This window comes from Mumia sp. ZJ430 (genome assembly GCF_011751845.1).
GTDB lineage: Bacteria > Actinomycetota > Actinomycetes > Propionibacteriales > Nocardioidaceae > Mumia.
The window spans coordinates 170,949-182,477 of record NZ_JAAHFK010000003.1; the positions used below are offsets into that span (position 1 = coordinate 170,949).

The window sequence follows — 11,529 nt, forward strand, 5'->3', positions numbered from 1 at the left end:
AGACCCGAGTCATGCCGAAGGTGGATGAGTTCGACACCTTCTACGACTCCACCAGCCGGTACGTGACGCACCTCACGTACGCCGAGTGTGGTGACCGTTCCGTCACGGCCGAAGCTGTCGCGGAGGCGTACGAGAAGGCCTGGCGGGGCTGGGCGAAGCAGCGCGCCCGTGACCCGCTGTCATACGTGCGCGGCGAGGCCTTCCGCCAGGCCCGCCTCGCGCGGGGAACGCGCCCGTGGCGGCGGCGCCACGAGGACGACAGCGACCTCGCGCTGATCGAGGCCCTGCAGGAGCTCGGCAGCCGTCCGCGGCGCCTGATCATCCTGCAGACGCTCGGTGAGCTCGACCTGTCGGCCGCCGCCCGTGACGTCGGCATCAGTGACAGCGAGGCTGTCGCAGAGACCCAGCACGCGGTGACCGAGCTCGAGCAGGCGCTGAGCCAGAGCATCGGCCAGGTCGAGAGTCGCCTGCTGGGCCTGTCAGAGGTCTCCGAGCAGATCATGCTCCCCAGTCCGTCCCGGGTGCGTTACAAGGCACGCGGCCGCAGCCGTCGCCACACGCTCGTCGCCGTCGCCGCCGCGTGCGTCGGCGTCATCGCCTCGGGTCTGATCGTCACGCCGACTGCACCGCTCAGCCAGGCCGAGGCACAGGAGCGCAACCGGGTGGGCGAACGCCCGGTGAGCAGCGCCCGCCCCGGCGACGCCGTGACCGCCAAATCCCTGATGAACGCGACCGAGGCCAGCCGGATCGACCCGTCCCACGACTGGACCACCGTGTCCACGACCTCCGACGAGGCGACGGACGACGAGCTCACCGCCGACACCGCCGATCGCGCCTCGGACGCAGGCGATCCGCTGACGGCGTGCACGCCACGCCGGTTTGCGACGGACGACCCGCGCAAGACCTTCGTCCGTGAGTTCGAGGCGTACGGAGAGCCCGAGCTCGCCATCCAGGCGCTCGAGATCGCCCGCAGCACCGAGTCGGCGCAGGCGGCGTTCAAGCGACGCCTCCAGTGGTACGCCGACTGCTCCGTCCCCCGGGTTCAGATGGCGAGCGCGGCGACGATCGCCGGTGCTTCCTCACCGGTCACGATCCTGCGTCTGCGCGAGTTCGGCTCGCCTTCCCGTACGCTCACCGTCGGCTTCATCCAGGCCGGCGTCGTCAACTCGGTGCTGGTGCACCGTACGGACGGCGCGGCGCCCTCGGTCGCCGCGTTCGGCTCGGCGCTCGTCGAGAGCATGCGGCTGTCCTGCGCCGCCTCCGGCGGGCCGTGCACGACGTCGACGAAGGTCGCGGGCGCCCCGCTCCCCCGTACGTCCTCCAACCCTGGCTTCCTGGCCGCGGTCGACCTGCCGCCGGTCGGTCGCCAGACCAAGCCGTGGGGCGGGACGGAGCCCGAGCCCCCGAGCCCCAACCCTGCGGCCACGATGTGCGACCGGGCCAGCTTCATGGGCCCCGCCGTCGCGAAGTCCCGTGCGCGCGTCTACGTCGTCCCCAACGACAAGGCTGTCCCGAAGCAGTTCGGCATCGGCCAGGCGATCGCGACGTTCCGTTCACCGCGTCAGGCGGCCACGTTCGTCAAGCGGCTCGAGCAGCGCATCGCCAAGTGCGAGGACCGCAACAAGGCGGCCACGGTCGTCACGGGCAACGCCGTCAAGGGCTCCGGCTACAGCGGCAAGACGTGGCGGATGACCTTCGAGACCGGTCGCAAGTCGACGATCAGCTACCGCCTCGCACTCGTCCGTCGCGGAGCCACGGTGACCGAGGTCGCCCAGTCCGGCACCAAGCGCGCCGACCTGAGCGCGGGCCAGTTCAACCTCGTCGCCGACCGCGCCGCCCAGCGCCTCGCCTACTGGCGCTGACCAGCGCTAAGGGCGGCTCGCACCACCCGGCACACGCGAAGGCGCCCCGACCCTGCTGGGTCGGGGCGCCTCGTACGCTGCGCTGGCGCGCCTCAGGTCAGAGCGACTTGAGGATCTCGCGCATGAGCTCGGCGGTCTCGGACGGCGTCTTGCCGACCTTGACACCGGCGGCCTCGAGGGCCTCCTTCTTAGCCTCGGCCGTGCCGGAGGAGCCGGAGACGATGGCGCCGGCGTGGCCCATGGTCTTGCCCTCGGGTGCCGTGAAGCCCGCCACGTAGCCGACGACCGGCTTCGTCACGTGCTCCTTGATGTAGGCCGCGGCCCGCTCCTCGGCATCGCCACCGATCTCGCCGATCATGACGATCGCCTTGGTCTCGGGGTCGTTCTCGAACGCCTCGAGCGCATCGATGTGCGTCGTCCCGACGATCGGGTCGCCGCCGATGCCGATGGCGGTCGAGAAGCCGTGGTCCGACAGCTCGTACATCATCTGGTAGGTCAGCGTGCCCGACTTCGACACGAGGCCGATCGGGCCCTTGCCCGCGATGGTGTGCGGCGTGATGCCGGCCAGCGACTCCTCCGGCGTGATGATGCCGGGGCAGTTCGGGCCGATCATGCGGGTCTGCTTGCCCTGCAGGTACGACCAGACCTCGGCCGTGTCCTGGACCGGGACGCCCTCGGTGATGACGACGAGCAGGCCGATGCCGGCGTCGATCGCCTCGATGCAGGCGTCCTTGGTGAAGGCCGGCGGCACGAACACGACCGACACGTCGGCGCCGGTCTCGGCCATCGCCTCCTTGACGGTGCCGAAGACGGGAAGCTCGACCTCAGCGCCGTCCTTCTTGTGCGTCACGGTGGTGCCGGCCTTGCGCGCGTTGACACCGCCGACGATCTGCGAACCCGCGTCGATCATCAGAGCGGTGTGCTTGGCACCCATGCCGCCCGTGATGCCCTGGACGATGATCTTCGAGTCCTTGTTCAGGTAGATGGACATGTCCTCGTCCCCTCTCAGGCGTTCGCCAGCTCGGCGGCCTTGTCGGCCGCGCCGTCCATGGTGTCGACGAGGGTGACCAGCGGGTGGTTGCGCTCGTTGAGGATCTGCCGGCCGAGCTCGACGTTGTTGCCGTCGAGGCGGACGACGAGCGGCTTGGTAGCCGCGTCGCCGAGCAGGTCCAGCGCGCCCACGATGCCGTTGGCCACCTCGTCACAGGCGGTGATGCCGCCGAAGACGTTGACGAAGACGGACTTCACATCGGGATCGCCGAGGATCACGTCGAGTCCGTTCGCCATCACCTGGGCGTTCGCGCCGCCACCGATGTCGAGGAAGTTGGCCGGCTTCACGCCGCCGTGCGCCTCACCGGCGTACGCGACGACGTCGAGCGTCGACATGACCAGACCCGCGCCGTTGCCGATGATGCCGACCTGGCCCTCGAGCTTGACGTAGTTGAGGTTGAGCTCCTTGGCCTTCGCCTCGAGCGGGTTCTCCGCGCTCTTGTCGACGAACGCCTCGTGCTCGGGGTGACGGAACTCGGCGTTCTCGTCGAGCGAGACCTTGCCGTCGAGTGCCTCGAGCGTGTCGCCCGCGAGCTTCGCCAGTGGGTTGACCTCGACGAGCGTGGCGTCCTCCTCGACGAAGACCTTCCAGAGGGCCTCGATCATGGTGACGGCCTGCTCGAAGACCGGCTCCGGGAACCCGGCCTCGGTCGCGATCGCGCGTGCCTTCTCAGCGTCGACGCCGGTGCCCGGGTCGATCGGGATCTGCTTGACGGCATCGGGGTTGGTCTTGGCGACCTCCTCGATCTCGACACCACCCTCGACCGACGCGATGCAGAGGTACTGCCGGTTCGCACGGTCGAGCAGGAAGGAGAAGTAGTACTCGTCCTCGATGCTGGCAGCGGGCGCGATCAGGACACGGTTGACCGTGAGGCCCTTGATCTCCATGCCGAGGATGTCGCTGGCGCGGTCGAAGGCGTCCTGGGGCGTGGGCGCGAACTTGACGCCACCCGCCTTGCCACGGCCGCCGGCCTTGACCTGGGCCTTGACGACGACTGCGCCACCCAGATCTTCGGCGCCCTTGCGCGCCTCTTCGGGGGTGTTCGCCACGACGCCGAGCGTCACGGGAACCCCGTGCTTGGCGAAGAGCTCCTTCGCTTGGTACTCCATCAGATCCACGGTGATGCCGTCCTTTGGTACAGGTACGCTGCCGTACAACCTTCGCGACTTTAGTCCCGTGAGCCTCGTCACAGCCGGACGGGGTGCGCGGACTAGGATCCGAGCATGGCCGGTGACAGCGCTCCCCTCAGTGTGCCTTCCGCAGGGGTGACCCTCGCGGTGAGGCGGACGGGCACCCGTACGGGGCCCACCGTCGTGCTCGTCCACGGCTACCCCGACAACCACCACGTGTGGGACAAGGTCGTGCCCCTGCTCGACGACCTCGACGTCGTCACGTACGACGTCCGCGGCGCGGGCGCGTCGACGGCGCCGGCCGACCGCGACGGCTACCGGGTCGAGCGGCTGATCGACGACCTGGTCGCCGTCCTCGACGCCGTACGGCCGGACGGCGGCCCCGTCCACCTCGTCGGGCACGACTGGGGCTCGGTGCAGCTGTGGGCGGCTGTGTTCGCCTCCGGCTCCGACGAGCGGCTGCGAGGTCGCATCGCCTCGTACGTGTCGATCAGCGGCCCCGATCTGCGCCTGTACGGGGCGTTCCTGCGCGACGCGTTCTCCCGGAGGCGCTTCGGGGTGCTGGCCGAGCAGCTCGCGAAGTCCTGGTACATCGCGGCCTTCCAGGTCCCGCTCGTCCCCGAGCTCGTCATGCGCCGCGCGACGCGGTCGGTCCGCCGGGTGCTCGTACGGTCGCAGGGCCTCGACGACGCGCACTGGTCAGGCTCGCTGGCGCGTGATGGCGCGAACGGCGTCAACCTCTACCGCGCGAACGCCTTCCGCGCGCTGCGGACCCCGGCGCCGGCGTCGACGACGGTTCCGGTCACGCTCGTCGTCCCGCTGCGCGACGCCTTTCTCTCCCCCGCCCTGTACGAAGACCTCCCCCGCGCCGTCGACTACCTCCAGCGCCGCGAGGTCGACGCAGGCCACTGGATGCCGTGGACAGAGCCCGCACTGGTCGCGGAGGTCGTACGAGAACGCATTTCCTCCCCTGATGCTGCGCGGACAGCCCAGTGAGGCCGGGTTCACACGTTTACGGCGCTCGGCCCGCCATGACAGCGATCGAGAGGACAACCTTGACCAACTGTCCAAGATGCTGGACAGTGGTCGGGTTGTCACTCTTCGGTAACGGGGGCGCTTCCGCTAGTGTCGACAGCCGTCAGTCCACTACTGGAGGTTCCGTTTCGTGACGTCGCGCCCCGCCCCCAAGCGCCGCGCCGAGAAGCCCAAGAAGGGCGGCTCGCGATCGTCAGACTCCAGCGCTGGCACGGCATCGAGCTCGCCCGGCCGCAGGGTCGCCGGCAAGACCGCCCCACCGACAGGTGAAGCGACGCGGTCACCTCAGATCACTCCGACGCCCCTCCCGCCCTCACCGGCCGAGACGACGCTGATCCGGACCGAGATCACCGCGGTCCACACCGAGGTCGCCGCGCATACCGAGGTCAGCCGACCGCTGACCGCCCTTCCCCCGGCGGAAGCAGCCCCGGCTCCGACCCCGTCCTCCGCCCAGCAGTCCACGCCCCACCCCCCTGCTTCGCCCGCGACACCGTCGCGATCCGCCGGTGGCCGCCGCGCCGCCCGGCCCGCCGCCAAGACGATGGCGAGCGCCCCACGTGAGAGCGCCCCTCGTACCGCGTCCCCCAGCTCGTCCCCTGCCGGCCCGCCTCCGCCGACCCGCGGCAAGCGCGTGGCCGAGCTCCCCCCGATCCCGGGCGACGCCACCGCGCAGATCGACGCGGTCAGCGACCACACGACCGTCACTGAGCGTCGCTCCGGTGAGATGCGCAGCGCCCGTCGCGCGACCCCTCCCGGGTCTCGTTCGTCGCGGGCCCGCACCGGCAAGTCCCGTCGCCTCCCGACTCCTGCCCTCTTCGGCGCCGCAGCGCTCGTCATCGCCGGCATCGGCGCGGTCGCGGTCTCGTCGGCCAAGCCGCCTGTGATGGAGACCGCCGACTTCCAGGCGCTCTCCGCCGACGTGAGCGGCTCGTCCGCCAAGAGGTACGACCCGAACAACGTCGACGTCACCCGCGACTTCGACCGCGCACTCCTCGACAAGCAGGCCGAGCAGCAGGCCGCTCAGCTCTCCGCCTCGCTTGCGGCGCTCGCCGACCGGACCGAGGCACGCTCGCAGCAGATCAAGAAGAACCAGTGGGTTCTCCCGCTCACCGGCTACCGCCTGACAGCACGCTTCGGCCAGTCCAGCTCGCTGTGGTCCACCGTCCACACCGGGCTCGACTTCGCCGCGCCGTCCGGCACACCGCTCGTCGCGGTGGCACGCGGCACGATCACGAGCACCGGGTACGACGGCGCGTACGGCAACAAGACCGTGCTGACGCTCGAGGACGGTACGGAGATCTGGTACTGCCACCAGTCGTCGGTCAAGGTCAGCTCCGGCACCAAGGTCGATCCGGGCACCGTGATCGGCTACGTCGGCTCCACCGGCAACACGACGGGCCCCCACCTCCACCTCGAGGTGCGCCCGGCCGGCGGATCGCCCATCGACCCGCTGGCCTCGCTCCGCGCGCACAACGTCAACCCCTGACCCCGGGTCACTCCCTGCGGGTGCCGGGTCACTCCCTGCGGGTGCCGGGTCACTCCCTGCGGGTGCCGGGTCACTCCCTGCGGGTGCCGGGTCACTCTCTGCGGGTGCGGCGAGCCGTCTGGCGCCAGACACCGACCCGGCAGCGCCCGACAGCGACCCGGGGGCGCCAGAAAGTGACCCGGGAAGGTTAGATCTTTTCGACCGGCGCGTAGCGCAGCAGCAGGCGCTTCACGCCCTCCGACCCGAAGTCGACCGAGGCCACCGCGCGGTCGCCGGCCCCCTCGAGCGCGACCACCGTGCCCAGACCGAAGGCGTCGTGCGAGACACGGTCGCCGGGCGCCAGGCTCGGGACGTCACGCTTCTCCTTGCTCGCCCGAGCAGCGCTGGCGGCGCGGATCGGCGTCGTGGTCCGGCGAGGCAGGTAGCCACCCGACCAGGTCGTCGTGTCGGACTCGGTGCGCTTCCAGTCGACGAGCTCGGCAGGAATCTCGTCGAGGAACCGCGACGGTGGGTTGTGGGACGGGGCGCCCCACGCGGAGCGTACGAGGGCGCGTGTCACGTAGAGGCGCTCCTCGGCGCGGGTGAGACCGACGTACGCGATCCGGCGCTCCTCCTCCATCTCCTTGGGGTCGCCCATCGATCGCATGTGCGGGAAGACGGACTCCTCGAGACCGGTGAGGAAGACGACGGGGAACTCCAGGCCCTTGGCCGAGTGCAGGGTCATGAGCGTGACCATGCCCTCGCCCGAGTCGGGGATCGAGTCGGCGTCCGCGACCAGCGCGACGCGCTCGAGGAAGGCCGCCACCGATCCCGGGGCGAGCACCTCGTCGTCGAGGGGTTCGTCCTCGGTCTCGATCGGCGCGTCGGCCAGCGTGGCCGCGTCCGAGACGAACTCGCGCGCGACGGCCACGAGCTCAGAGAGGTTCTCGACGCGGGCCTCGTCCTGCGGATCGGTGCTGTTCTCGAGCTCGTCGAGGTAGCCCGACCGTGCGAGCGTCGCCTCGAGCACGGCGTCGACGGGCTCGCCCGAGGCCGCCAGCTCCTGCAGCCCCTTCATGGTCTCGACGAAGGCGTTGATCTGCTTCAACGAGCGGGTCGCGATGCCGGGCGCCTCCTCGGCCCGCTGCAACGCCTCCCAGAAGGTGATCCGCAGACGATCAGCATACGCACCGACGACGGCCTCGGCCCGCTCGCCGATGCCACGCTTGGGGGTGTTGAGGATGCGGCGCAGCGACACGGCATCAGCCGGGTTGACGAGGGCCCTCAGGTAGGCGATCGCGTCCTTGACCTCCTTGCGCTCGTAGAAGCGCACGCCCCCGACGACGCGGTAGGGCATGCCGACGCGGATGAACACCTCCTCGAACACACGCGACTGCGCGTTGGTCCGGTAGAACACGGCGACCTCGCCGGGCTTCGCGAGACCCTCGTCGGTCAGGCGGTCGACCTCGTCGGCGACGAACTGCGCCTCGGCGTGCTCGTCGTCCGCGACGTAGCCGACGATCAGCTCGCCCTTGCCCTGGGCGGACCAGAGATTCTTCTTCTTGCGGCCCTCGTTGCGCGCGATGACGGAGTTGGCCGCGTCGAGGATCGACTGCGTCGAGCGGTAGTTCTGCTCGAGCAGGATCGTCGTCGCCGTTGGGAAGTCGGCCTCGAACTCGAGGATGTTGCGGATGTTGGCCCCGCGGAACGCATAGATCGACTGGTCGGAGTCACCGACGACGAGAAGATCGGCATCAGGCTCGGTGCACAGCTCGCGAATCAGGACGTACTGGGCGTGGTTGGTGTCCTGGTACTCATCGACCAGCACGTGCCGGAACCGGCGCCGATAGACGTCGGCGACGTCGGGGAACGCCTGGAACAGGTGGACCGTCGTCATGATCAGGTCGTCGAAGTCCATCGCGTTGGAGGCCCGCAGGCGCTCCTGGTAGGCCGTGTAGGCCCGCGCATACGCCCGTTCGGTGTCGTTGTGCGCCTTGGAGGCGGCCTGCTCGTGGTCGACGAGCTCGTTCTTGAAGTTCGAGACCCAGTTGAGGACGCCGCGCGGCGGGAAGCGCTTGGGGTCGAGCTCGAGGTCTCGGCACACCTGCGTCATCAGCCGCTTTGAGTCGGCGGCGTCGTAGATCGTGAAGGTCGACGTGTAGCCGAGGCGCTGGGCCTCCTTGCGGAGGATCCGCACGCATGCGGAGTGGAACGTGCTCACCCACATCAGCCTCGAGCGCCCGCCGACGTACTCCTCGACGCGCTTGCGCATCTCGGCTGCGGCCTTGTTGGTGAAGGTGATCGCGAGGATCGAGCCGGGATGCACGCGGTGCTGGGAGATCATCCACGCGATACGGCGGGTGAGCACGCGGGTCTTGCCCGAGCCTGCGCCGGCGACGACCAGCAGGGGCCCACCGGTATGGGTCACCGCCGCGCGCTGGGGCTCGTTGAGCCCGGCCAGCAGGCGATCGGCGTCAGCCTGGCGGCGCGCCTCGATCTCCTCGTCGCTCGGGCGGTCGTGACCGCCGCCTCCTCCGGTGTCGGAGAAGGCATGGGACGTACGGAGGTCGCCAGAGCGTCGCTCGGACGGCATCCGGTCGGGGGGCACGGGGAACGAGAGGCTCATCGGGTCCCAGCCTACGGGTGCCCTCGGACATCGGCGGAGGCCGTTCATCACCTGTGGAGACCAGGTCCGAACTATTCTGGGGGTGCGGGTAGTTCGCCACCCAGAGGGAGCCAGACGTGAGTACCACCGTCGACCCTGCATCGCGTATGCAGATCGTGGTCGACCACGACGCCACCGAACCGCCGTACGAGCAGGTCCGGCGACAGGTCGCGGCCCAGGCCGCCGACGGCACGCTGGGCCCTGGGGCCCGCATCCCGACCGTACGCGCGCTCGCGGACACTCTCGGCCTGGCAGTCAACACGGTGGCAAAGGCATATCGCGTGCTCGAGGCCGAGGGCGTTGTGGAGACGCTCGGACGCCGCGGGACGTTCATCCGGTCCCGCACGCTCACCCCCGACGCATCGGAGGCCGCGGGCACGGCCGCCGACGCCTACGTGGCTCAGCTGCGCCGCCTCGGCCTCGCCCGCAGCGAGGCGATCCGGCTGATCGAGGACCGCTGGCCCTGATCGGCGCACGCCGGGCCGCCCGACGTGGTGCGCGGACTGACAGCGACTTGACAGCGCTTCCCCGCACCGTGGAGGCATGAATCACGCCATCCATGCCGAAGGGCTCACGAAGCGCTTCGGAGACACCCAGGCCCTTGACGGTGTCGACCTCACTGTCCCGGAGGGGACCGTTCTCGGCGTACTCGGACCGAACGGCGCCGGCAAGACGACGGCCGTCCGCGTCCTCGCGACGCTGCTGCGCGCCGACAGCGGGCACGCGACGGTCGCCGGGTACGACGTGGCGCGTCAGCCGGGCGAGGTCCGCCGCGCGATCGGTCTGACCGGGCAGTACGCCTCGGTGGACCAGGCCTTGACGGCCCGCGAGAACCTCGTGCTCGTCGGGCGTCTCCTCGATCTCCCCCGCCCCAGCGCCGTACGACGTGCCGCCGAGCTTCTCGAGCAGTTCGGCCTCACCGGCGCCGCCGACCGCCGCGCCGTGACGTACTCGGGCGGCATGCGCCGCCGCCTCGATCTCGCGGCCAGTCTTGTCGGCAGGCCCCAGGTGATCTTCCTCGACGAACCGACGACCGGCCTCGACCCCAGCAAGCGCGACGACATGTGGAACGTCGTACGAGGCCTCACCGAGGCGGGAACCACGGTCCTTCTGACCACCCAGTACCTCGAGGAGGCCGACGCCCTCGCCGACCGGATCTCCGTCATCGACCACGGCCGCGTGATAGCGGAGGGGACGCCGCACGAGCTCAAGGCGCTGGTCGGCGGCCGGACGCTCCAGGTCCGCCCGTCCGACCCGGACCGCCTCGCCGAGGTGGCCGCCCTGCTGCACCGTGTCGCCGACCGCCCGGTCGACGAGCCGCAGCTCGGCACGATCGGCGTTCCGGTGGAGGACGACGCCGTGCTCACCACGGTGGTGCGCGCGCTCGACGAGCGCGGCATCGCCGTCACCGAGCTCACCCTCACGCTCCCCGACCTCGACGAGGTCTTCTTCGCCCTCACCGGCAGGTCCACGTCTCCCGACACCTCCGTCCTCCCTTCTGACGACAAGGAGCTGGTCCGATGAGCACCCCCATCGCGGTCCCTGCCCGTACGGAGTCGGCGGCGTTTCCGCTGGTCCGTCACAGCGCAGCGCTGGCCGGGCGGGCGCTGAAGAAGATGCGCCGGACGCCAGAGCAGTTCTTCGACGTGACGTTCCAGCCGATCCTCATGATCGTCGTGTTCGTCTACCTGTTCGGAGGGGCGATCTCGGGGTCGACCCAGGACTATCTCCAGTTCGTCCTGCCGGGCCTGATGGCGCAGTCGGTGCTCCTCAGCACGGTCTCGATCGGAGTCAACCTCAACACCGACATCAAGGAGGGGGTGTTCGACCGCTTCCGGTCGCTGCCGATCCCCCGCGCCGCCCCGCTGGTCGGCGCGGTCGCGGCCGAGGGCGTGCGGTACGCGACGTCGATCGCGGTGACCCTCGGCTTCGGGTACGCGATCGGCTACCGGGCGACCACGAACGTATGGTCCGTCCTCGGCGGCTGCGCGCTCGTGCTGCTCGTCGCCTGGGCCCTGTGCTGGATCGCGGTCTTCCTCGGCATGGTGCTGCGCGAGGCGGGCTCGGTGCAGGGCATCGGGTTCCTCGTGCTCTTCCCGCTCACCTTCGGCTCCAGCATGTTCGTCGACCCCGAGACGATGCCGAGCTGGCTCCAGGCCTGGGTCGACCTGAACCCGGTGACCCACCTGACGGACTCCGTACGAGGTCTGTTCACCGGCGGCGCGGAGGCGGGTGACGTCACAATCACGGTCGTGATGGCGGTCGCGATCACCGCCGTGTTCGCGCCGTTGGCCGTACGGGCCTACCGCCGCAAGGCCTGA

At 70.1% G+C, this 11,529-nt stretch carries 9 protein-coding genes; 6 read left to right on the forward strand and 3 right to left on the reverse strand.

Going from position 1 to position 11,529, the window contains the following annotated elements; translation table 11 throughout:
• Positions 1-11: 11 nt before the first annotated feature.
• Positions 12-1,862, forward strand: a complete 1,851-nt coding sequence (locus HCT63_RS13000) for a sensor domain-containing protein (RefSeq protein WP_167005440.1) — start codon at positions 12-14, stop codon at positions 1,860-1,862.
• Between the two features lie 97 nt (positions 1,863-1,959).
• On the opposite strand, the gene sucD is transcribed toward HCT63_RS13000, so the two are convergent.
• Positions 1,960-2,853 carry a succinate--CoA ligase subunit alpha gene (sucD, locus tag HCT63_RS13005; protein ID WP_167005443.1) on the reverse strand — a complete coding sequence of 298 codons (894 nt, stop codon included), beginning with the start codon at positions 2,851-2,853 and terminating at the stop codon, positions 1,960-1,962.
• A 14-nt stretch (positions 2,854-2,867) separates the two neighbouring features.
• On the reverse strand, positions 2,868-4,031 hold the full coding sequence (gene sucC / locus HCT63_RS13010) for an ADP-forming succinate--CoA ligase subunit beta (protein ID WP_167005446.1): 1,164 nt from the start codon (positions 4,029-4,031) through the stop codon (positions 2,868-2,870).
• A 105-nt stretch (positions 4,032-4,136) separates the two neighbouring features.
• Between sucC and HCT63_RS13015 the strand changes: the two genes are divergently transcribed.
• Positions 4,137-5,039: an alpha/beta fold hydrolase gene (locus HCT63_RS13015; RefSeq protein ID WP_167005449.1), complete on the forward strand. Its 903-nt coding sequence runs from the start codon at positions 4,137-4,139 to the stop codon at positions 5,037-5,039.
• Positions 5,040-5,208: 169 nt separating this feature from the next.
• A complete protein-coding gene (locus HCT63_RS13020) occupies positions 5,209-6,564 on the forward strand; it encodes a peptidoglycan DD-metalloendopeptidase family protein (RefSeq protein WP_208322431.1) in 1,356 nt (451 codons plus the stop codon).
• Positions 6,565-6,751: 187 nt separating this feature from the next.
• Here the strand turns inward: HCT63_RS13020 and pcrA are convergent, their stop codons facing one another.
• Positions 6,752-9,169, reverse strand: coding sequence for a DNA helicase PcrA (gene pcrA, locus HCT63_RS13025; protein ID WP_167005451.1), 2,418 nt, complete (start codon positions 9,167-9,169; stop codon positions 6,752-6,754).
• A 116-nt stretch (positions 9,170-9,285) separates the two neighbouring features.
• On the opposite strand from pcrA, the gene HCT63_RS13030 reads away from it, so the two are divergent.
• From HCT63_RS13030 to HCT63_RS13040, 3 genes are all read left to right on the forward strand, one after another.
• Positions 9,286-9,675: a GntR family transcriptional regulator gene (locus HCT63_RS13030; RefSeq protein ID WP_243843026.1), complete on the forward strand. Its 390-nt coding sequence runs from the start codon at positions 9,286-9,288 to the stop codon at positions 9,673-9,675.
• A gap of 76 nt (positions 9,676-9,751) precedes the next feature.
• Positions 9,752-10,732: an ATP-binding cassette domain-containing protein gene (locus tag HCT63_RS13035; RefSeq protein ID WP_167005454.1), complete on the forward strand. Its 981-nt coding sequence runs from the start codon at positions 9,752-9,754 to the stop codon at positions 10,730-10,732.
• A complete protein-coding gene (locus HCT63_RS13040; protein WP_167005457.1) occupies positions 10,729-11,529 on the forward strand; it encodes an ABC transporter permease in 801 nt (266 codons plus the stop codon). Before HCT63_RS13035 ends, HCT63_RS13040 begins: the two co-directional genes overlap by 4 nt.

Coding starts and splice junctions, on each gene's coding strand:
- sucD (WP_167005443.1), bottom strand. CDS start 2,853: ATGTCCATCTACCTGAACAAGGACTCGAAGATCATCGTCCAGGGCATC.
- HCT63_RS13000 (WP_167005440.1), top strand. CDS start 12: ATGCCGAAGGTGGATGAGTTCGACACCTTCTACGACTCCACCAGCCGG.
- HCT63_RS13015 (WP_167005449.1), top strand. CDS start 4,137: ATGGCCGGTGACAGCGCTCCCCTCAGTGTGCCTTCCGCAGGGGTGACC.
- HCT63_RS13040 (WP_167005457.1), top strand. CDS start 10,729: ATGAGCACCCCCATCGCGGTCCCTGCCCGTACGGAGTCGGCGGCGTTT.
- pcrA (WP_167005451.1), bottom strand. CDS start 9,169: ATGAGCCTCTCGTTCCCCGTGCCCCCCGACCGGATGCCGTCCGAGCGA.
- HCT63_RS13035 (WP_167005454.1), top strand. CDS start 9,752: ATGAATCACGCCATCCATGCCGAAGGGCTCACGAAGCGCTTCGGAGAC.